Annotated in this window: 15 protein-coding genes; 12 read left to right on the plus strand and 3 right to left on the minus strand. The window is 72.7% G+C overall.

All coding sequences use genetic code 11. The annotated features are described in order from the left end of the window. Positions 1-238: 238 nt before the first annotated feature. From IE252_RS36995 to IE252_RS37045, 11 genes are all read left to right on the plus strand, one after another. Positions 239-1,192, plus strand: coding sequence for a hypothetical protein (locus IE252_RS36995; protein ID WP_190093867.1), 954 nt, complete (start codon positions 239-241; stop codon positions 1,190-1,192). Continuing rightward, positions 1,189-2,334: a trypsin-like serine peptidase gene (locus IE252_RS37000; RefSeq protein WP_190093868.1), complete on the plus strand. Its 1,146-nt coding sequence runs from the start codon at positions 1,189-1,191 to the stop codon at positions 2,332-2,334. The genes IE252_RS36995 and IE252_RS37000 overlap by 4 nt, the downstream gene beginning before the upstream one ends. 209 nt (positions 2,335-2,543) lie before the next feature. Then, complete coding sequence (locus tag IE252_RS37005) at positions 2,544-3,578, plus strand: PucR family transcriptional regulator (RefSeq protein ID WP_190093869.1); 1,035 nt, start codon at positions 2,544-2,546, stop codon at positions 3,576-3,578. A 54-nt stretch (positions 3,579-3,632) separates the two neighbouring features. Then, a complete protein-coding gene (locus IE252_RS37010) occupies positions 3,633-7,625 on the plus strand; it encodes a non-ribosomal peptide synthetase (RefSeq protein ID WP_190093870.1) in 3,993 nt (1,330 codons plus the stop codon). A gap of 171 nt (positions 7,626-7,796) precedes the next feature. Next, a complete protein-coding gene (locus IE252_RS37015) occupies positions 7,797-9,167 on the plus strand; it encodes an NsdA family TPR-like regulatory protein (protein WP_190093871.1) in 1,371 nt (456 codons plus the stop codon). Positions 9,168-9,212: 45 nt separating this feature from the next. Then, the gene (locus tag IE252_RS37020; protein WP_190093872.1) at positions 9,213-10,622 is read left to right on the plus strand and encodes a hypothetical protein; all 1,410 of its coding nucleotides are present in this window, start codon (positions 9,213-9,215) and stop codon (positions 10,620-10,622) included. Positions 10,623-10,693: 71 nt separating this feature from the next. Continuing rightward, positions 10,694-12,073, plus strand: coding sequence for an NsdA family TPR-like regulatory protein (locus tag IE252_RS37025; protein WP_190093873.1), 1,380 nt, complete (start codon positions 10,694-10,696; stop codon positions 12,071-12,073). A 168-nt stretch (positions 12,074-12,241) separates the two neighbouring features. Then, the gene (locus IE252_RS37030) at positions 12,242-13,564 is read left to right on the plus strand and encodes an NsdA family TPR-like regulatory protein (RefSeq protein WP_190093874.1); all 1,323 of its coding nucleotides are present in this window, start codon (positions 12,242-12,244) and stop codon (positions 13,562-13,564) included. Positions 13,565-13,568: 4 nt separating this feature from the next. Next, the gene (locus IE252_RS37035) at positions 13,569-14,162 is read left to right on the plus strand and encodes a peptide deformylase (protein WP_190093875.1); all 594 of its coding nucleotides are present in this window, start codon (positions 13,569-13,571) and stop codon (positions 14,160-14,162) included. A 57-nt stretch (positions 14,163-14,219) separates the two neighbouring features. Continuing rightward, on the plus strand, positions 14,220-15,140 hold the full coding sequence (locus IE252_RS37040; RefSeq protein WP_506417303.1) for an NsdA family TPR-like regulatory protein: 921 nt from the start codon (positions 14,220-14,222) through the stop codon (positions 15,138-15,140). A 119-nt stretch (positions 15,141-15,259) separates the two neighbouring features. After that, a complete protein-coding gene (locus IE252_RS37045; RefSeq protein WP_190093877.1) occupies positions 15,260-16,102 on the plus strand; it encodes a hypothetical protein in 843 nt (280 codons plus the stop codon). Positions 16,103-16,179: 77 nt separating this feature from the next. Here IE252_RS37045 and IE252_RS37050 read toward each other — a convergent pair whose 3' ends face one another. Further along, positions 16,180-17,568, minus strand: a complete 1,389-nt coding sequence (locus tag IE252_RS37050) for an ICP22 family protein (RefSeq protein WP_190093878.1) — start codon at positions 17,566-17,568, stop codon at positions 16,180-16,182. Between the two features lie 74 nt (positions 17,569-17,642). Beyond that, on the minus strand, positions 17,643-19,244 hold the full coding sequence (locus tag IE252_RS37055) for an SGNH/GDSL hydrolase family protein (RefSeq protein WP_190093879.1): 1,602 nt from the start codon (positions 19,242-19,244) through the stop codon (positions 17,643-17,645). Between the two features lie 272 nt (positions 19,245-19,516). Here IE252_RS37055 and IE252_RS37060 point away from each other — a divergent pair, with 272 nt between their 5' ends. Further along, a complete protein-coding gene (locus tag IE252_RS37060; RefSeq protein WP_190093880.1) occupies positions 19,517-19,816 on the plus strand; it encodes a hypothetical protein in 300 nt (99 codons plus the stop codon). A 17-nt stretch (positions 19,817-19,833) separates the two neighbouring features. Here IE252_RS37060 and IE252_RS37065 read toward each other — a convergent pair whose 3' ends face one another. Next, positions 19,834-21,285: a SulP family inorganic anion transporter gene (locus IE252_RS37065; protein ID WP_190093881.1), complete on the minus strand. Its 1,452-nt coding sequence runs from the start codon at positions 21,283-21,285 to the stop codon at positions 19,834-19,836. Positions 21,286-21,298 lie beyond the last annotated feature (13 nt).

Here is a 21,298-nt window from a genome sequence, read left to right on the forward strand (position 1 = left end):
CCCCGACGGACCGGCGCCCGTACCCCTGAACGGCGGGCGGACGACGGGTCTTGGGCAGCCGACAGGATTTGGGCGCCCGGCAGGTCTTGAGCGGCCGTCGGGTCCTGGCCGCCCGGCAGACCCCGAGTGGCCCGCGGGTCCCGAGCGGCGGCCGACCGGTCTGGTGCCGGTGCCGCCGGTCCCGGATCCGGTCCGGCTGCCGCAGACCCGTGCGGCGGAGCCGGAAGTCGTCCGGCGCATGCCGTCGCCCGTGCTGCTGCCCGGCCCCGCCGGTCCCGCCGCCCTCGACACGCCTGGTGGGGGACCCAGCGTGGCCGACTGCCTGTACTGGCTCTACCGCGTCAAGCAGCTCGTCCACTTCGCTGAGGACCTGCACGCGCGCTTGCGCGGAGTCGCGGCGCCCCGCAGCCGGGGCGACGACCTGCTGCGGGCCTGCGGCGCTGGTACGGCCCACGCGGCCCAGGTGCTGGGCGCGGCCATCGAGGCGGCGGTTCCGGTGCCCGGCAGGCTGCCGCGCCCGCGCCCGCAGCAGGCGCCCATCGCCCACCGGGCCTGGGTGGAGGCCGTGTGCAGCGTGCACGCGGAGCACGCGATCTGCCGCGAGCTGGCCGTCAGGGCGCCGGAGCACCAACTCGTCCACGGCATCAAGGAGTTGGCGCACCGGGCCGAGCGGGAGTTCCGGAAGATGGCGGGCACCCCGTCGTTCGCCTCCTGGTACGAGCGGGCGGATCCCCTCTACCGGTCCTGGATCGGCGGCACGCTCAGGGGCACGGCCCAGCCGCCCGCCCTCTTCCCCGACCGCACCGCGCTCTACCGGGCCCGCCCGGAGCTGGCGACCGGCTGGGACCTCGACGGCCCGGCCGCGCACGGCGGCGACGGGCTGCCGCTGGGGAGCCTGGAGCGGTACGTCTCGGACGAGCGCGGGGACGTGTGGGCCATCGTCCTGGCGGCGCCCGGCCACGTGGACGACCCCCGGGACTGGCCCGAGCCCTCGGGTGCGGTGATCGCCGCGCACACCGGCCCGGGGCAGCCGCCCACCCGGTGCTACCTGCTGGCGGACTCGATCGTGCCCCGGCAGGCCCTGACGCTCATCGGCCCGGGACAGGGGCGCGACCAACTGGAGCACGTCGCCTCCTCGGTGGCCGCGCTGAGGTACCCGCCGTCCATCCCATCCCTGGAGGAACGTCCATGAGGCTCGTCAGGCGACGGCCGGCGGTCGCCGCCGCCGTACTCATCACGGTGCTGGCGCTCACCGCCACCATGTGCGGATCCGGGGGGCACCAGGACGGGCGGGCCGGTGCGGCCCCCGCCACCGGGACGACGCGGCCCGCGGACCTGGAGCAGTGGAAGAACGGCGGCTGGAAGGACTGGGACCCGCGGCTGTGGCTGCGTTCGGCGAAGGACTTCTTCAACCCGGTGATCGCCGGGTTGTGGGGGCCGGACCGGATGCGCGCCGCCAGCGGGTCCCAGAAGGCGGTCGATGCGAAGATGGCGGGCCAGGGGGTGTCCGACCCGGAGCCCGCGCCGGTGGCCGCCCAGGCCGCGACCCTCCCGTACCGCCAGAACGCCGCCCCGGTCGGGAAGATCTTCTTCGACACCCCGGAGGGCACGGCGGTGTGCTCGGGCACCGTCGTGCAGGACCCCGCGCATCCGGGGAAGTCCAACCTGGTGTGGTCGGCGGGGCACTGCGTCCACGCGGGAAGGAACGGCGGCTGGTTCCGGAACATCGCCTTCGTCCCGGACTTCAACGACACGGCGACCCCTTCGACCTCGTCCGAGGCGTCCGACTTCTCCGGCGCTCCCCAGGGCGCGAGCGGGGTGGCCCCGCTGGGAACCTGGTGGGCCGACTGGGCGCAGACCTCGCAGCAGTGGATCGACACCGGGGAGGCCGTGGGCGGCGCGGGCGCGCCGTTCGACTTCTCCGTACTCCACGTGCAGCCCGCCCCGGGGATCACCACCTCCCTGGAGGAGGCCGTCGGTTCGGCCATGCCGGTCGACTTCGACGCTCCCCAGCCCGCCGGCATCGCGTTACTGGCCGCCATGGGCTATCCGGCGGCGGAACCCTTCGACGGCACCCGCATCTTCGGGTGCGTCGACCGCCCCGGCCGGCTCTCCGTCGAGTCCGACCAGCCGACGATGTACCGGATCGGCTGCACCATGACGGGCGGCTCGTCGGGCGGTGGCTGGTTCGCCCGGACGGCGCAGGGCCAGTTCGCGCTGGTCTCCAACACCTCCATCGGACCCGAACCGGCGGCCTGGCTGGCCGGGCCGCGGCTGGGACCGGAGGCGCGCGGCGTCTTCGAGGCGGTGAGCGGCCGGTTCGCCGGTTCCTGAGGACCGGGACGCCGGAACTCGGGGGTGCGTGGACGGCTGTGTCGCCGGGGCCGCAGCGCGAGGCACACCGAGGCACTCCGGCGGATCTTGGTTCTGCGCGGCGATGAAGATTCCCTGGGACGACGGCACTTCGGCGCGAGCGCGCACGGCGCGGCGCCTGTCATGGCCGGATCGGAAAGCTCTCTTCTGTGTTGGGTGATGGCATCACTATGGACGGTTCGCTTCCGCAGCCTGTGCAGGCGAGCTCGCAGACATTCCTGCGGGCCCTGGCCTCTCTCCTGGAGGAGGCACTGGAAATCCTCGAACGGCAGGGGCTCGTCGTCTTCACCCAGAGCCCGGCCCCGTCGGCGGCCGATCTTCGGGCGCTGACGGAGTACGCGCTCTCGATCGCGATGCGGACGCTGACCGCCGCCGGCGATCCGGGAGGCGGTGACGTCGTGCCCCCCGCCCCCCGGCCGGAGGCTGATCCGGTCGGATTCCCCTTCCCCCGGCAGCACACCACGGCCCAGGCGGTCCACGCCCGTCGGCAGCTCTTCGACGCCTTCGTCGGCGAGGCGGCCCTGCCCTCCGGAGTCCTGGAGGACCTGGCGGTCTCCGCCGGCTGGCCCGCGCTGCCCCAGCGGATCCAGCCGGTAGCCCTGGCGCCCGGAGCCGCCGTGCCCTGCCTGCCCTCCTCCCAGCACCTCCTGGTCGGCACCGCGGCGCAGGAGCCGTGCCTGCTGCTGCTCGACCCGACCCCGCAGAAGTACGCCGCGCTACGGGCCGCCCTGGGCACCCACACCGCCGCCGTCGGGATGACCGTGGGCATAGCCGAGGCGGGAGCATCCCTGCGCTGGGCGCGCCGGCTCGTCCACTTCCATGTCGCCCGCCAAGGCCAACTGGGCGGTCCCCTCTGCGTCGAGGACCACCTCTCCACCCTGATGCTGCTGCAGGACGAGGTCCTCTCCCAGGCGCACTCCGCGCACTGGCTGCGCCCGCTGACCACCCTGCCCGCCCAGCGCGGCGAACGGCTCGGGGACACCCTCCAGGCCTGGCTGGACGGCGGCGGCGCCACCCAGGCGGCCAAACTCCTCGGCGTCCACCCCCAGACCATCCGCTACCGCCTGCGCCAGATCGACAAGCTCTTCGGCCCCCAGCTGCGCGACCCCCGCAGCCGCCTGGAGCTGAAGCTCGCGCTGCGCAGCCGGACGCTGATGACCGCGCGCCCCACCCGTGCCCTGGACCGCGCCGCCCGGACGACGTAACCCCGCTCCCCTTCCTTTCGCCGTAACCCCCACCCCCTCAGAGGAGATGTGGCGATGACCGTCGCGGCCGAGCGGCAGCCCGCTGCCGGGCACAGCACGCTGCTCGACCTGTTCGAGACCGCGGCCCGCGATTGGCCAGGTGCCCTCGCGCTCGACCTGCCGCCCGCCGAGGGCCGCCCGCGCCGGTCGCTGACGTACGCCGAGCTGAAGGCGCGGGCCGACGAACTCGCCGCGGCCGTCGCCGCGGTGGTGGAGCCGGGCGGGATCGCCGCCGTTCTGCTGCCCAGGACCACCGAGCGGCTCTACGCCGCGCAGCTCGGCGTGCTGCGGGCCGGTGCCGCGCACGTGTGCCTGGACCCGGCCTTCCCCGACGCACAGCTGCACGCCGTCCTCGCCGGGTCCGGCGCGGCCGCCGTCCTGACCGACCTGAAGGGCGAGTTACGGCTGTTCGCCGCCGGGTACGAGGGCCCGGTGATCCGGGTCGACCGGCCGCTGGAGCCCGCGCCCGGCACGTTACCGGCGCCGGTGGACCCGGACGCGCTCGCGTACCTCATCTACACCTCCGGCACCACGGGCCGCCCCAAAGGCGTGATGATCGCCCACCGCTCGATCGCCTCCCTGATCGCCTCCGACGTCGCGGAGTTCGCCCTGGGACCGGGCGACCGAGTGGCCCAGAGCTCCTCCAGCGCGTACGACTCCTCCGTCGAGGAGACCTGGATGGCGCTGGCCTCCGGCGCCACCGTCGTCGTGCTGGACGACGAGGCGGTGCGCCTGGGCCCCGACCTGGTGCCCTGGCTGCGGCGCGAACGCGTCACCGTGCTGTGCCCGCCCCCGACGCTCCTGCGCTCGGCCGGCTGCGACGACCCGGGCACGGAACTGCCCGAGCTGCGACTGCTGTACGTGGGCGGCGAGGCGCTGCCCCCCGATGTCGCCGACGCCTGGTCCACCGGCCGCCGCATGGTCAACGGGTACGGGCCGACCGAGTGCACGGTCACCTGCGTGCGCCACGATGTGGTGCCCGGCGAGCGGATCGCCATCGGCCGGCCGGTGCCGGGCATGCGGGCCTGGGTCCTGGACCGCAATCTGGAGCCGGTGCCGCGCGGCGAGCGGGGCGAGCTGTGCATGAGCGGCTCCGGGCTGGCGCTGGGCTACCTCGGCGCCCCGGAGAGGACCGACGAGAGTTTCCTCCCGCACCCCCGCCTCGGCCGCATCTACCGCACGGGCGACCTGGTGCACCAGGAGCCCGACGGCACGCTGGTCTGCCACGGCCGCATCGACTCCCAGGTCAAACTCCGCGGCTACCGCATCGAGCTGGAGGCCGTCGAGGCCGCGCTCGCCCGCTGCCCCGGGGTGCGCGAGGCCGCCTGCCGGGTACAGGGCGAGGGCGCCGCGCAGCTCCTGGCGGCCCACATCGTCCCGGCCGACGCCTCCCGGCCGCCGGAGTCCGGCGTACTGGCCGGTCTGCTGCGCGAGGCGCTGCCGTCCTACATGGTGCCCGCCCGGTTCGGTGCCTTGGACGAGCTGCCCAGGGACGCGGGCGGCAAGGTGCGGCGGGCCGAACTGCCCCTGCTGGAGCCACCGGAGCCCGGCGGAGACCGCGCGCTCCTGGGCCCCGAACCCGCGGACGTCGCCGTCGTACGGATCGCCCTGGCCGTGGGCCAGGTGCTCGACCTGCCGCACGTCGCCGCCGACGCGGACTTCTTCACCGATCTCGGCGGCACCTCCCTGCACGCCGCCACGCTCATCTCGCGTCTGCGCGCCGACCCGGCCACCGCCTCCCTCGCCGTGCGCGACGTGTACGAGGCCCGCACCGTCGAGAAGCTGGCGCGCAGGGTGCGCCGACCCGGGCATCCCTCGACGGCCCTGCCACCGGAGCCCGATCCGGGCGGTGCCGCGGCGGCCGGTGGCGACGACGCCGTCGTCGCCACGGTCGAACAGGCGGCCTGGCTGACCGCCGAGCTCGTCGCGCTCTCGGTCCCCGCCTACCTGCTCGCCTTCTGGCTGCTGCCGTGGCTGTCCGACGCCGTCGGCCTGGTCCCCCTGCTGCTGTTGGGCCCGCTGGCCGCCGCGCCCGTACGCCTGCTGCTGGCCCCGCTGACCGTACGGATCGCGGTCTTCGCCAAGAAGGCGCTGGTGGGGACGTACATAGTGGAGACGGTCCCGGTGTGGAGCGAGCGCGCGGTGCGGATGTGGATCGTCCGCCAGGTGGTGCGCATCGTGCCGTGGGGATCGCTGGCGGGCACCGAGTACCAGTGCATGGCGTTGCGCGCGCTGGGCGCCCGTATAGGCGAGCGGGTCCATATCCACCGGGGCGTGAACCTCCAGCGCGGCGGCTGGGACCTGCTCGACGTCGGTGACGACGTGACGCTGAGCCAGGACGCGTCGGTGGGGCTGATGCACCTGGAGGCGGGCCAGATTGTCGTCGGCCCCGTCGTGCTGGGCGACGGCGCCACCCTTGACGTCCGCGCGGGCGTAGGACCGGACACCCGGGTCGGCAGGGGCGCGTGGCTGACCGCGCTGTCCTCGCTGCCGCGCCACACAGAGGTGCCCGACGGCGAACTGGCCGACGGCGTCCCGGCGCGGGTCGGCGGCTGGGTGCCGCCCCCGCCCCCGCTCACCCGGCTCGACCGGGAACTTGCGCCCAAGGCCCACGGCGTGGCGCTGATGCTGAGTCAGGCCCTGCTGCGGGGCGTACTGGCCGCCCCGTACGGCCTGTTGGCGGCGCTGCTCGCAGGCGGACTCGGCCTCGACTACGACGCGCTGCTCGCCGCCCCGACGCACCCGGCGCAGCACCCTGTACTGCTCGCCGGGATCGCCGCCCTGACGTGTCTGGGGCTCGCCGCGTCAGTCGCCCTGGCCGCGCTCGCCGCACGGGCGCTCGGCACGGTCGAGCCCGGGGTGATCAGCCGCTGGAGCCCCGCCTACATCCGGGTGTGGCTCAAGGCCTCGCTGGTCGACTCGGCGGGCAACTGGCTCAGCGGCACCCTGCTGTGGCCGCGCTGGCTGCGCGCCGCGGGCATGGACATCGGCCCCGACTGCGAGATCAGCACCATCATCGACGTGGTGCCCGAACTGGTCTCCATCGGCGGGGGATCGTTCCTCGCCGACGGCATCTACCTCGGCGGGCCGCGCATCCACCGCGGCACGGTGGCGCTCGGACTGCTGGGCCTGGGCAGCGGCACCTTCGTCGGCAACCACGCGGTGCTGCCCTGCGGTGCATCCCTCCCCGACGACCTGCTGATCGGCATCGCCACCCCCGGCCACGACCGGGCCTTCCGGCCCGGCAGCGCCTGGTTCGGCCACCCCGTCTTCGAATTACCGCGCCGCGAGGTCGTCGAAGCGGACCGGGCGCTCACCCACGAGCCGACGCCGCTGCGGCGGTTCAACCGCTGGCTGTGGGAGCTGGCCCGCTTCCTCCTGCCGCTCGTCCCGCTCGCCGCTACCGAGGCCTGGCTCCAGGGGGCCGACGCCCTGGGCCCGACCCGGTCCTCTCCGTGGCCGCTGCTCGCCGTACCGGCCGTCACGCTCGGCTGCGCACTCGCGCTGTGCGCCGTGGTGCTCGCGCTGAAATGGATCCTGCTCGGCCGGGTGCGTCCGGCGTCGCACCCGCTGTGGTCGTGCTGGTGCAGCCGCTGGGACTTCCTCTACGTGGCGTGGGGTGTCATCGCGACGGCCCCGCTCACCGCCCTTGAGGGCACGCTGCTGCTGCCGCTCTACCTGCGGCTGACGGGCATGCGGATCGGGCGCCGGGTCGTGCTGGGCGAGGGCTTCGCGCAGGTCGTCGACCCGGACATGCTCGACATCGCCGACGGGGCCACCGTGGCCGCCAACTTCCAGGCCCACACCTTCGAGGACCGCGTACTGAAGATCGACCACGTCCGGGTGGGCGAGGGCGCCACACTCGGCGAGAACAGCGTGGTGCTGTACGGGGCGGACATCGGGGCACATACCGTCGTCGCCCCGCACAGCGTGGTGATGAAGCGCGAGAGCCTGTTGCCCGGGCGCCGCTACGAAGGCGTGCCGACCCGGCCCGCGGTCCCGCGCTAGTCCAACTCGCCGCAAGACGCCCCCGGACGGGGAACGGTTGTGCGCGGGGGCGTGCTTCGCAGGTGCCTTCCGCCGCAGGTCACTGGTAGGGGGCCGGACCGACTCCTACGATCTGTGACCGTTGAACTACTGAGGCCGGAGACGGTGCTCAGAAGGCGGGAGAACACTCACATGGCAACACACCCCTTGGCGTCCCTGCGGGCGTCGACCGGCGTGTCCCATCCCTCGTACGCACGGCTGGTGGCCGACACCCACGCCAAGCTGGGCTACGGGCACATGGCCGCGCGGCGCGAGAAGATCTGGCGCTGGGAGTCGGGCCGTACGGTGCCGGAGCTCAGCGCGCAGCTGGCCATGGCCCATATCCACGGCGTTCCGGAAGAGGACGTCCGCCGTCTGGGCTGGCCGCACTGGCTGCATCTGGCCGCCGGGGACGCGGTGTTGCTGACCCACCCCTGGACCCGCCGGGGCGCCATCGACGCCCTGCGTGACGGGAGCCGCCTTGCCGAGCGCCGCGACCTGTCCTACCTCGCCGTGACCGGCCCGTTCGCGGACACCCTCACCCGGCAGTGGACGTCGGCGGCGGCCCCAGCGCCGCCGGTGGCGGCGGTGGCGGCGAGCGGGGCGAAACCCGGCGAGCCCTGTCCCGCCGAGCTGGACATCGTACGCCGGGCGCGGGTGCGTGTGGAGGCCCTGGAGACCATGGCGTCGACGGTGTCTCCCGTGCTCCTGCACTCCGCCGCCCGCAGTGACCTCGCCCTGCTCACCGCGCTGGTGTCCGCCGCCGGTCACGACGCCGCGACGGCCGCCCCCCTGCTGTTGCTCGCCGCCCGTACGGCGAACCTGTGCGCGGGGTTGTGCATCGCGCTGGGCGAGAGCGCCACCGCCGAGCGGTACTACCTGCTGGCCGCCCGCGCGGCCGCGGCGAGCGGCCACCCCGAGCTGTCGGCCGCCTGCCTGGCCGGAGTCGCCTACAGCCACCTCCTCGAAGACGCACCCGGCGAAGTGATCCCTCTGGTCGACGCGGCGTTCACCACCGTGGGCCGGCCGACCCACCATCTCGCGGCCATGCTGCACCTGTTGGCGGCCCGCGCCCACGCGCTGGCCGGTCGGGCCGGGCCCTGCGCCCGCGCCCTGGACCGCGCCGGGACGGCCCTCGCCGCGCACGCCGCCGCCCGGCAGGGCGAGCCGTGCACGCTCACCCGGCACCTGTGCGAGGAGTGGGCCGCGGCGGTCGCGGGCACCACCGCCTTCCACCTCGGCCGGCCCCGCCAGGCGCTCGGACACTTCGCGCCGCTCCTCGACACCTCGCGGTTCTTCCGGTTCCCGCCGCTTGCCGTCCACGAACTCCTCCACGTGGTGGACACCCAGCTCGCCCTGGGCGAGGTGGAGGCCGCAGCCGACACGGCGGGCCGCGCCGTCGCCCTGTGCGACGGCCCACCGGCCAAAGTCGTCCAGCAGTACCGGAAACGGTTCGTCGCGCACCGCGCCGTCCCCGCGGTGCGCGACCTCCTCGCCTCGCTGACCACACAGCTCCTGGTGTGAGCCGCCCGGTCCAAGCCGGTCCGGTACGACCCGGCGGCGTGCACGATGGCTGAGCCGACGGACGGCGGCAAACCGGTCACTCGGCAGCGGGTGCGGGTGCCGATGCGGCTGGTGTCGTCCCCGCACTACCCGGACATCGCCCTATCGGTGTACGTGAAAGTGGCGGCGCTGGGAGCCAGACCCGAGGGCTGCACGGCGAAGGCGTCGACCATCGCCGCCTACCTGGGGTTGTCCAAGGCATCGGTGGAGCGGGGGCTGACCGCGCTGCGCCGCCCGGGCCCCGACGGGGTGGTGGAGCTGGTCTCCCGACGACGTACGAGCCGGGGAGGGACGGGGACGTCGGCGCTGCGCGCGGTGCGTCCGATGACGCGGACGGAGGCGTTCGTGTGGATACCGGTGGCGGCCGCCGAGGACCTGACGCCGCGTCAATTACGTGCGTACGCGCTGATCGTGTACGCGGGTCAGCGGGGCATCGCGCTGACCGAGGGGGAGCTGGCGGGCTCGCTCTTCCACCACTCGGGCAAACGCGCCGGGCAGCCGCTGACGGTGACGGCGGCCGGGGTGATCGTGGACGAGCTGGAGGCGGCGCGCTGGCTGACGGTGCACCGGCGGGCCGGGGCGCAGGGCCGGCACCGCTTCCTGGCCCACGACATCGCGCCGACGGGCGCGGCAGGGGGGTGCGGGGCGGAGGTGAAAGGGATGTCGGAGGGGGTCGTGGAGAGCGGGCGCGGTTCTCCGGTCGGTGAGGGATCGGGTCCGCCGTCCGGTGAGGGGTCCCTCGCGACTGAGGAATCACCTAGGACTGACCGACCCGATGCCGTGCGCCCGCCTGTCCCACCCGCCGAAGGCGAGATACCGGTAGGTGGGGCCGCCGGAGGTGTGCGCGGGGGGCCGCCCCGCCTCCCGTACGGCGGGCCGCCGCTGACCCTGAGCGCACGGATCCACCACGTCCTCGAACCCGTTCACTGGTTGCTGCGGCGCGTGGACAGCCCCTTCGTGCAGCGCCAGATCGCCCGGGAGGTCGGCCGCCAGCTGCGCGGCGGCACCGAGGCCGACCGGCTTCGCCACCGCCTGACGGCCCGGTTCGCCGCCACCTCGCCCGCCCGGATCCGGGACCCGGGGCGCTGGCTCCTCGGCGTGGCGCTGCCGCGCTGGGGCTGCGGGCACGCCGACTGCGAGGCCGGGGTGATGTGGTCGAGCGGCCGCCGCTGCGGGGTGTGCGCCGAAGCCGTCGCGGACCGGTGCACCGGCCGAGCGGCCCGGGCACCGGACCCCGTACGCGAGGTGGAATTCCGGCAGCGACCCCACGGCCCGCCGCGCGGCTCCTGCGGCGACTGCGGGTGCCGGATCTTCCTGGTCGGCCCGGCGTGCACCGACGGGCTGTGCAAGCCGTGCCGTACCGAACGGGCGGACTGCGGGGCCGTACGGCCGGCCGGCGGTGCAGTAGGTGCCTGACCAAACCAAAGTGGTATAGACCACGGAAACTCCCTAGACTCCGGCGACCAACCTCCTACCACGGGTAAGGCATGTACGAGAGACCAGGCACGTCGGGCGGCGCGCGGCATCCGCTGAAGGTCGCGCGGGGGGCGCTCGGCCTCTCCCAGACGGCGTACGCACGGCTGGTCGCCACGACGCACGAAGAACTCGGCTTCGGGCCGATGGCCGTCAAGAACCACCACAAGGTCCTGCGGTGGGAGTCCGGGGGAACCGCGCCGGAGCCCACCGCGCAGCTCGCCATCGCCCACATCCACCAAGTGCCCGAGGACGAGGTGCGGCGCCTGGGCTGGCCCCACTGGCTGCACCTGGCCACCGACGACGCGACGCTGCTCCATCAGAGGCTGACCCCCGGCAGCGCCGTCGAGGCACTGCGCACCACCGCCAGGCTCACCGACGGGAGACCTCGCTCCTACCTCGCCGTCACCGGCTCCGCCCTGAGCTCCCAGATCAGGAACGTGCTCACCGCGCTGGACGATCCGCCGCCGCTGACTCCTCGTTCCGGGCCCTGCGTCACCCCCGAGGGGCTGGTCCACGTCGAAGCCCGGATCGAAGCGCTGGAGCGCCAGGAGGTGGGTGCCCAGATCACTCCGGCGGTCCTGTACTTCGCCGCCCGCGCGGAGCACCGGCTGATCACCAGCCTTCTGACCAGTGGCGGCTACAGCCGCGCGACGGGGAGCCGACTGCTCCTGCTCGCCGCCCGCGCCGCCAGGCTGTGCTCCTGGCTCTGCGGCTGCCTGGGAGAGGAGGCGCGGGCGGAGCGCTTCTCACTGGCTGCCATCCGCACCGCCGCCGCCGCGGGGGCGCCCGATTACGTCGCGTCGTTCCTGCCCGACCTGGCGTTCCGTCACCTCGCCGGGGCTCCCACGGACGTGCTGTCCCTGGTCGCAGCTGCCCGGGGGGTCGTCCGGCAGCCCTCGTTCCAGCTCGCGGCCATCCTGCACACCCGGGAGGCCCAGGCCTTCGCGCGGCTCGGCGAGGACAAGTCCGCCGACCGGGCGCTGGACCGTGCCGCCGCCGCGCTGTCCGTTCGATACGGCAGCCCCAACCCGTTCTTCGCCTTCGTCGACGAGACGTGTCTGGCCTCGGCGTCCGGGGCTGTCTGGCTCCTCCTGGGCCGGCCCAGGAGGGCGCTGTCGTGCCTCGCCCCGCTGCTGGAGGAAGGTTCCGAGTCCCACCGTCCCGGCGCCCCTTCCCCCTACGCCGCACGGCGGTTTCTGTCCGTGGTCGACACCCAGCTGGCCCTGGGGGAACTCGACGCCGCCGTGCACACCGCCCACCGAGCCATCGCTGTCGTCGGCAGCCTGCCCCCCGGAATGGCCCGCCAGTACCGGCAGCTGTTCACTCCGCACGCCGCCGAGCCCCCCGTACGGGACCTTTTGGCCTCACTGTCCGAGCAGCTCGGACAGTGAGGCGGGGCGGGTCGCACGGGGCTCGTCCGACCTGCAACCAAGGTGTGCCTTACTTAGCCGTCTCCGTACAAAAACCCTCCCTATGGTTAGTGATCGTTCAATCACTGGTGGGGGTGGAGCATGCACACGGGACCGGACTCATCGGACATCGTCCTGCATCCATGGGAGATGGCACGGGAAACACTCGGCCTCTCCCGGGTCGCGTACGCGCGGCTGATCGTCGAGGCCCGCAACGACCTCGGCGCCGTGCTCACCGCGCTCGACAGCCGCACCGCGCCCGCGCCCAAGGGGCCGGGGCACACCACGCAGCTCGCCATCGCGCGTGTCCACGGGGTGCCCGAGGACGAGGTGCTGCGCATGGGCTGGCCCCACTGGCTGCACCTGGTCACCGACGACGCCGCGCTGCTGTACCGGCGGTGGACCCCGCAGAGCGCCATCGACGTCCTGCGCAACACCGCCCGGCTCGACGACGCCCGACCCCGCGCCTATCTGGCCGTCACCGGCCGCGCCCTGGAGTCCCTGCTCAAGAAGGCGCTCAGCGCGCTGGACCACCCGCAGCCGCCTTCCCGCAACGGATCCCCCGTCACCCCCGAGACGCTCGCCCACGCCGAGGCCCGCCTGGAAGCACTGGAGCTCCAGGAAGCGGGTGCGAGGGTCACCCCGGCGGTCCTGTACGCCGCCGCCCGCGCGGAACACCAGCTGCTCACCCACCTTCTGAGCAGGTGCGGCTACGACTTCGCGACCGGGGCACGGCTGCTCCTGCTCGCCGCCCGCGCCGCCACGCTGTGCGGCTGGCTCAGCGGCTGCCTGGGAGAGGAAGCGCGGGCGGAACGCTACTGCCTCGCCGCCATCCGCGCCGCCGCCGCAGCCGGCGCGCCCAGGCACGTCGCCTGCTACCTGGTCGAGCTGGCCTCCCGCCACCTGCTCGTCGGTGACCCCAAGGACGCGCTGGCCCTGGTCAATGCCGCGCGCGTCACCGTCCGGCGCCCGGCGCCGCAACTCGCGGCCGCCCTGTACACCCGGGAGGCCCAGGCCTTCGCCCTCCTCGGGGACGGGAAGGCCGTCACCCGGGCGCTGATCCGCGCCACCACCGCGCTCACCGCCCAGGAGCGCGACCGCACGCCCGACCCGCTCGCCCTCAACGTCGACGAGACGTGGCTGGCGTCCGCCTCCGGGACCGCCTGGCTCTACCTGGGCCGCCCGAAGAAGGCCCTGCCGTGCTTCGTCGGGCTGCTCTACGACAGCCCCGCGACGCGCCCGCACACCCCGCCGTCCCCCTATTCCGCCCGGCAGTTCCTGCCCGTGGTCGACACCCAACTGGCCCTCGGGGAGCTCGACGCCGCCGCGGCCACCGCCCACCGGGCCATCGCCCTGGTCGGCATCCTGCCACCCGGGCTCGCCCGCCAGTACCGGGAGCGTTTCGCCGCCCACGTCGCCGATCCCGCCGCCCACGACCTCGTCGAGGCGCTGGCCGAACAGCACGGCCACTGACCTCATGTCTGCCGCCCGCCACGCCCGCGACCGCGCACGGGCCGCGCAGGTGCCGCGCGGCACCCGCCGCCCGCTCGCGGAGTTCGGCGATCCGGCCCTGCGCCGCCCGTGCGCCGACGTCACCGAGTTCGCGACCGAGGCCCTCTCCCGGCTGATCGACGACATGTTCGCCACGATGTGCGAGGTACGGGGCGACACCCTCGCAGCGAACCAAGTGGGCGCGGACGCGAACGTATTCGTGTACGACTGCGTCGACGACGAGGGCGTGCGCCACACCGGCCACCTCTGCGTCCCGGTCCTCGACACCGCGCTGATCCCGGGCGTCCCGCCCATCCTCCGCCAGGAGGGGTGCCTGTCCCTGCCGGGCACCTGCCACGACCTGCTCCGCGCCGCCCGCACGGTGGTGCGCGGGCGGGACAAGGACGGCAACCAGGTCGTCGTCGAGGGCACCGGCCACTTCGCGCGCCGCCTCCAGCACACGAGCGACCACCTGGCAGGGACCCTCTACCTCGACCGCCTCACCCGCGAGCAACGTGCCGAAGTCCTCCGGCAGTTGGCCCGGTGGCGGGAGTCCCGGTCCCCGCACGCCGAACGCTGAGAGCACCCCGTTCCCGTCCCTGCTCCCGGCCCTGTTCTCGGAAGACGAAAACCCCTTATGGCAAAACACCCCTTGGCCTCCCTGCGGGAATCGATAGGGGCCTCGCACCCGTCCTACGCCCGCCTGGTGGCCGACGCCCACGAGCAGCTGGGGTACGGGCACATGGCCGCGCGTCGTGAGAAGATCTCGCGCTGGGAGTCCGGCAGGACCGTGCCGGAACGCACCGCGCAACTGGCCATCGCCCACCTCCACCACGTTCCCGAGAGCGAGGTGGCCCGGCTGGGCTGGCCCGCCTGGCTGGAGTCGGCGACGGAGGACATCACCGGCCTGCTCGCCCTGCCCTGGACCCGGGCCGGAGCCACGGACGCCCTGCGCGAGGGGAGCAGGCTGGGCACCGGCCCGGCCCCCCGCCGCTTCGCGGTGACCGCGCCGCTGGCGCATGCCTTCGTCCAGCAGTGGCGGGCGGCGGTGGCCGACGGGGGGCCCGTGCCGGACCCGGTCCCGGTCCCGGTCCCGGTCCCGGAGGAGCTTCGGACGGCGCCCGACACCGGTACAGACACGGTGAAGTGGGCCCGGGCAAGGGTCGAGGCCCTGGAGACCATGGCGGAGACCGTCGGCCCGGACATCCTCTTCCCGGCCGCCCGCAGCGATCTGTCCCTGCTCGTCACCGTCCTGTCCGCGGCCGACGACCGCGGCACCGACGCCGAACTCCTCTTCCTCGCCGCCCGGACGGCGAGCCTGTGCGCCGGACTCGCCATCGGCCTCGGCGAGAGCACCACGGCCGAGCGCTACTACCTCGTCGCCGCCCGGGCGGCCGCGGTGGCCGGAGAGCGTGAGTTATCAGCCTCGTGCCTGGCCGGTGTCGCGTACAGCCATCTGAGGGAGGGCGAGCCCGGTGCGGCGCTCCCGCTGGTCGACGCGGCATTGCCGGTATTGGGGGATTCCGGACCCCAACTGGCGTTCGCGCTAAGGCTCTAGACATCGAATATGCGGAAGTCTTTGTCCACTTCGGGCAAGTTTTACCCGCCACCATTCCCGTGGGTGGAGCCTCTGATAGAACAGCCTGAGTCTGGCCTCCCAGAGGGACGGAGAACGGTATGCCCAAAAAAGCAAAGTTAAGGGTGCTGGTTGGGGTAGGGGCCTCGCTCGCCGCGGTGACGGCCGGGGCATCGGTATATGCGGGCGCGGGTGAGGAACCCGCCCGTGCGACCGGCCGGGCCGCCGATGTCAGGGTCCGGGCAGCTGACGGGAAGGGCGACGAACCGTCCGAGGAGAAAAAACCCGGGGCGGATGTCGAGCGGACCGAATACCTGAAGATCGCGAATCTCGATAACCCCGCCTTCATCAGGGTGCGCGATGCCGTAAAGGCGGGTGATTACAAGGGGGTGAGCCAGGTGCAGGTGAAGTTCCTGCGGACCAGTCTCGCCTCGAAGCGGTGCACGGACGACCCGCCGAAGGAATTGCGGAAGGCCGTCAGGGGTCTCTCCTCCCAACAGATCGTCAACGGCTGCATTCAGCACGACTTCCGCTACACAGTCGGCCCGAAGGTGTTCACCCGCGACGCGGCGGCGGGGACGACGGAGCTGGCCGCGGCCGACCAGCAGCTCTCCAGCCTGTTCGGCATGGCCATCCAGCAGCTCATACGCTTCGGGCTCAGCTTTCTGGGAGGGGGGCTGGGACTGGCGTCGTTCCCCGGCGGGGGGCAGGGCGGGGTGGGCGCTTCGATCGGCGGAGGGGGTCCCGGTCGGACGGGCGGGGCGACCCCTGGTCAGGCGGGCGGGGTTGGTCCCGGACAGACCGGGGGCGGGGGCGGGGGAGCGCAGCAGCCGCAGTCGCCCCAGGCGCCGCCCGCAGAGCCGTCGCTGCCCGAGCTGCCCGGTCCGGCGGTGGGCGAACCGGTGGCGGGCGGGTCGGGGCCGGGGCCGGTCGAGCTGGGCTGACAGCCGCTGCCGTGGCGGGACGGTGGACGGCCGAGTGCTCTCCGCCCGGCCCTGCACCGCTCCGCGCGCCCGGCCGGTCACGCGCCTCGGTCCATGACTCCGAAGAGGTTCCCCACCGGCTGGCCGGTAGCCTTCGTAGACGCGTAGAAGAGCCCTCCGGCGACCCTTGTCAGCCACTTCGCGAACCAGCCCGTAACTCCGCCGACATTGTTCCCGAGCTGAACGTTGGCGGCATCCCTTTCCGAAGAGAGGGTTCCCGGGAACAAGTTGGGTCCGACGGTGTACCGGAAGTCGTGCTGAAGACAGGCGTTGAGGGTCTGCTGGCTCACCCACGACACCCCCGTGCAGCCGTTCGCGTAGAAGCTGCGTTGCAGACGCGCCCAGACGGGATCCGAGGCAGACTGCTGCATTACGTGATCCCGGACCCATACGAATTGGTCGTTGTTGAGGTTCGCGATCCGCTTGTACAGTTCCTTGGTGAATACGGCTCCCGGATTCTGCTCCGAGGGAAGTCCCAGCCCCTCGGTCCATGTCGGGGCGCTACGACCCTGCCGGGTCGGCCCGCCGCTGGGATCGGTCGGGCATATCTGGCTCTTCGGTGTATTCGCTGCCTTCTTCTCGTCGGGCACGCAGTGGATGTCGATGCCCGCGGACGGGTCCTCCTTGGTTACGGGATCTGCCGCACCCGAGGGACTTTCGGGCTGCGGTGCCGGAGTGGTGCCGCCCGCTCCCGGCGAGCCGGCGGGCGGGCATCCGGGCGCGGCCTCGGTCTGAACGTCCGCCTCCTCGTTGGCCTGTGCGTCGCCGCTGTCGTCGGCCTGTCCGCCACCCGCGTCGGCTTGTTCGCCTTCCTCGGCTTGTCCGGTCTCCTCGGCCGTGGTTGTTTCGGCAGTGCTCCCTTCGGATTCGTTGCTGTCGATGTCGCTGTTGTCGTTGCCTGTGACGCTTGTGCTGTCAGTGGGAAGTTCGGTGTCCGTGTCGGCGGCAGGCGCCTCGGCGGTGTCGGTGTCAGCGGGTGTGTTGCTGTTCTCGGCGGTGCTTCCGTCGTCGGGACTGGCGGGGGGTTCTTGCTTGGCAGGGGCAGGGGCAGGGGCAGGGGCAGGGGCAGGGGCAGGGGCGGGAGGCTTGGCAGGGCTTGCCTGATCGCCGGTGCCAGGGGCCGGGGCGGGAGTGGGAGTGATGGTGGGGGTAGGCGGGGTGGGGGTGTCCTTGCGGTCGGTACCGGCAGGTTCCTTGGCGGGGGCGGGGGCGGGAGCCCGGCCCGGGGCTGCGCCTGTTCCTCCGGCGGTGGCGGGCGTGTTGGCGCCCGGGAGGCCGCCGGGGCAGGCGGCCAACGTCTTGCTGCTGACGTGCGATCGGGGCGGGGTGGTGCCGTGCGCGGCGTTCACGGCGAGTGCCGTGCCTCCGGTGCTCAGCGTCAGGCTCACTGCGAGTGCTGCTCGTATCTTGTGCTTCTTTTTGTGCAAATCTGCTCCGTGGGATAGGGGGCGAGGGGAAGTTCCCCCTCGCCGTGGGGAGACATCGCATGCGAGCCGCCGGCCTATGAGACCGTCACGCTCTCGGGCCCTTGCTTCGCGGCGCCTGTGCAGCTGAACTCTCGCTTCCCGTTGGTGCTCAGGCGAATGGTCTCGGTCAGGCAGCGGCTGAGCGCCTTCTGGCCGTAGTAGTTGGGGTGCACCGCCTCTTGTAGATACCCTTGGGGAAATCCGACCCAGCGGATCCATTCGGCTCGATCTCCGGTCAACGGACTGGTCAAGGTGTTGTTCGAAGCCGCCAAACGGGAATCTGCGGCGCCCAGTTCGTGCCCGGCGAACGCATTGGTCAGGTCGAGGAATACGGCCTTTTGACTGCTGGCCAGATCCCGTAGGGCTGTGCTGATCTTGGGGATGACAGACGTACGCGCCCAGTTGGCATCGGCACTGTAGAAGGGGGCGCCGTCGGTGGTGAATCGGGCATAGCTGTCTTCGCGAGTACGGAACTGATCTGCGGCGGGCAGTGGGTTCGGGTAGGACTGGAGGACCAGCGTGTAAGCGCCGTCGTCGTAGCCGGCGTCCTTCATCACTGTGCGGATGGCCTTCAGTGAGGACGCGACTCCGGTCTTCATACGCTCAAGACGTCCGGTGAACTCGGGTTCCTTCTGATCCTCGCAGGGGTGGCCCCCGAGCCAGCGAGGCCAAATGGGCTTCAGGAAATTCTTGGCGCAGTCGGTGAGCATGTCGGCGAACTTCAGGTCATTGCCGCCGATGGACAAAGCGATCACTTTGACGTTGTTGGTCGAGGCGATCTTGGCGAGCTGTTCCGTCTGCGGCCTCTCTCCCGTGAAGGTCTGACTGGTGACATGCTGCGTCTCGGCGCCGGAGCAGGCGATGTTGAAGCGTCGCTCCGGCGGGATCCCGTCGACATCGGCTCCCTTGATTTCCGCCACGTTGGAGCGGTCGCACTTGCCGTCGGTGTCTCCATAGATCCGGGTGGCATCGTGATTGCACCAGCTCTCGGACTTATTGCAGTTCACGGATGCCAGGTCGGTGCCGTAGATGGAGCCGATGTTGTTTCCCCGTGCGCTGCCATTTCCCTTCCAGCGTCCACCCTCGCCCGAAATGAAACTGTCCCCCATGGAGACGATGGCTGCGGGCTTGCCTTCGTTGCCCCGGCAGGTCGGCGAGCCGCTGCCGTCGGCGGACGGGGAGGGATCGGGGGACTGGGCGGCGTCGCCGTTGGCCTCCGGCGGGGTTGCGTTGTCGGCACCGGCACCGGCGGCGGGGTCGGGGTCGGGGGTAGCGGGATCAGCCTTGTCACCGGCTCCGGTCTCGGCGCTGGCACCTGTACTGGCACCAGCCTCGGCGGCGGCACCGGCACCGGCACTCGCACCGGCCTCGGCGACGGCTCCCGAATCGGGCACAGTCGGTTCGGCGGGCTGGGCGGGTGCGGCAGGCGCGCCGGGTTCAGCCGGTGTGCCGAGCTTGGCGGGTGAGGGGCTGTCAGGCGTGCTGCTCGCGCCCCCCGAAGCCGGAGCACCAGCGCAAGCGCTCGACAGCTTGCTGCCGATCGTCGACCGCTGCGGGGCGGAGCCGTGCGCGGTGTTCATGGCGAGCGCGGTGCCCCCGGCACTCAATGTCAGGCTTATTGCGAGCGCTGCTCGCATCTTGTGCTTCCTTTTGTGCAAATCTGCTCCAGGGGATAGGGGGCAAGCTGATTTCCACTTGTCCGTTGGGGGATATCAAATGGCAGACGATCGTTATTCGAATCCACCCGTGGAAGGACGAGCCCAGGGCCGGATGGCCGGCGGGAGGCACCGGCGAGGCACCCCCACACCCCTCGGCGCACGCCCCGGCGGCGGCGATACTCGCTTGCCGGGAGCCCGAAGCTGCCCCGGCCGGACGACGGTCGGACCACCGCCCCTTGAGGAAGGTCCGCGTGAACTTCTCGCCGTTCAAGCTGATCCGTACCGCCGAACTGGCCGAGCTCCGCATGGCCGCGGCCGCCGGCGAGCTCGACGCGCAGGAGGCCGTGGCGCTGGAGGAGGAGCGCGACGAACTCCTCGCCGAGCGGGACGATCTGCTCGTCGAGTGTCGCGGGTTGCGCGATCGGCAGGCGGAGCTCCGGAGTCATGTCCACGCGCTGGAGCTGGCCTTGGTGACGGTCGAGCAGGAACGGCTCCGACTGCGCGACGGGACACGTCGTACGCCCGGCCTGGTCGCACTCCCACCCTGTTGAGCCCCTGCGGACAGGCCCTAGGCCGCCCGCGCGCCCGGCACGAGCAGCCGCTTCGACCAGCTCTCGAACGCGGTCGCGCACGCGTGGTCGAGGTGGCGCAAACCGCTGAGGTCGAGCTCCAGCGCGCGATCGCGCGGCAGCGCCTCCAACTGGTCCAGGAGCGCGGGCAGACGCAGGAACGTGGCGCTGCCGGTGGCGTACACCCGTAGACCGCCTCCCTCGGTGTCCTTGACCTCCAGGTGCACGTGGGAGGTCGCCCACGCCGTCTTGACGACCGCGAGGAGCAGCCCGGCGAGCACCCCCTCGAAGAGGTTGGTCGCCACGATCGCCGCGGCCGTCCCGGCCAGGACGACGGCTTCTCCCCGGTCCGTACGCCACATCCGTGCGAAGTCCCGTACGGGGATGAGCTGGCCGCCCGCGTGGACCAGTACGCCCGCCAACGCGGCCAGCGGGATGACGCCCAGGGCGGCGGGGAAGGCCGCGGCGAAGAGCAGCAGCCACACACCGTGCAGGACGCGGGAGAGCTTCGTTCGGGCCCCCGCCTGTACGTTGGCGGCGCTGCGCACGATCACGGCGGTCATCGGCAGCGAACCGAGGATCCCGCAGACCGAGTTGCCCACGCCCTGGGCGATCAGCTCCTTGTCGAAGTCGGTACGCGGCCCGTCGTGCAGCCGGTCCACGGCGGCCGCGCTGAACAGCGACTCGGCGGACGCGATCAGCGTGAACGCGAGGAGCGTGCCGAGCGCGCTCAGCAGCACCGGCCCACCGGCGAGACGGCCGAAGTCCTCGCGCTCGGGCAGCGAGACGGCGTCGGCCAGCCCGTTGACCTCCAGGCGCGGTACGGGCAGGTGGAACAGCGCGACCGCGCAGGTGGCCAGGGCGGTGGCGACCAGGGGTGCGGGAGCCACGCGCGCGACTCGGCGCCAGCGCGGCCACGCAATGAGGACACTGACGGTGCCCCCACCGATCCCCAGGGCAATGGCGGCATCGGCGGAACAGGCCGTGGTTATGGCAAGGTCGGGCAGCCCGGTGAGGTTGGCGAGGCCGCCGCCGTGGGCGTGGGCGCCGGTGAGGGTGTAGAGCTGCCCGGCGACCAGGACGAGCCCGATCCCGGCGAGCATGCCCTGGACCACCCCCGTGGAGATCGCCCGGAACCACCGCCCCAGTTTCAACGCGCCCAGCGCGATCTGGAGCACCCCGGCCAGCAGCACCAGGACGCCGAGCGCGCCGGGCCCGTACGTCTCCACCGCCTCGTACACCAACACGGTGAGTCCGGCGGCGGGCCCGCTGACCTGGAGGCTGCTGCCGGGCAGCACTCCGGTGAGCAGGCCGCCCACGATGCCGGTGACCAGGCCCAGTTCGGCGGGCACTCCCGAGGCGACCGCGACGCCGACGCACAGGGGCAGCGCCACCAGGAACACCACGAGCGAGGCGGTGACGTCCGCTCGCGAGAAACGTATCCGTCTCATGCGCCGGCGCCCG

The sequence above is a fragment of the Streptomyces melanogenes genome, from assembly GCF_014649795.1.
Classification (GTDB): Bacteria; Actinomycetota; Actinomycetes; order Streptomycetales; family Streptomycetaceae; genus Streptomyces; species Streptomyces noboritoensis.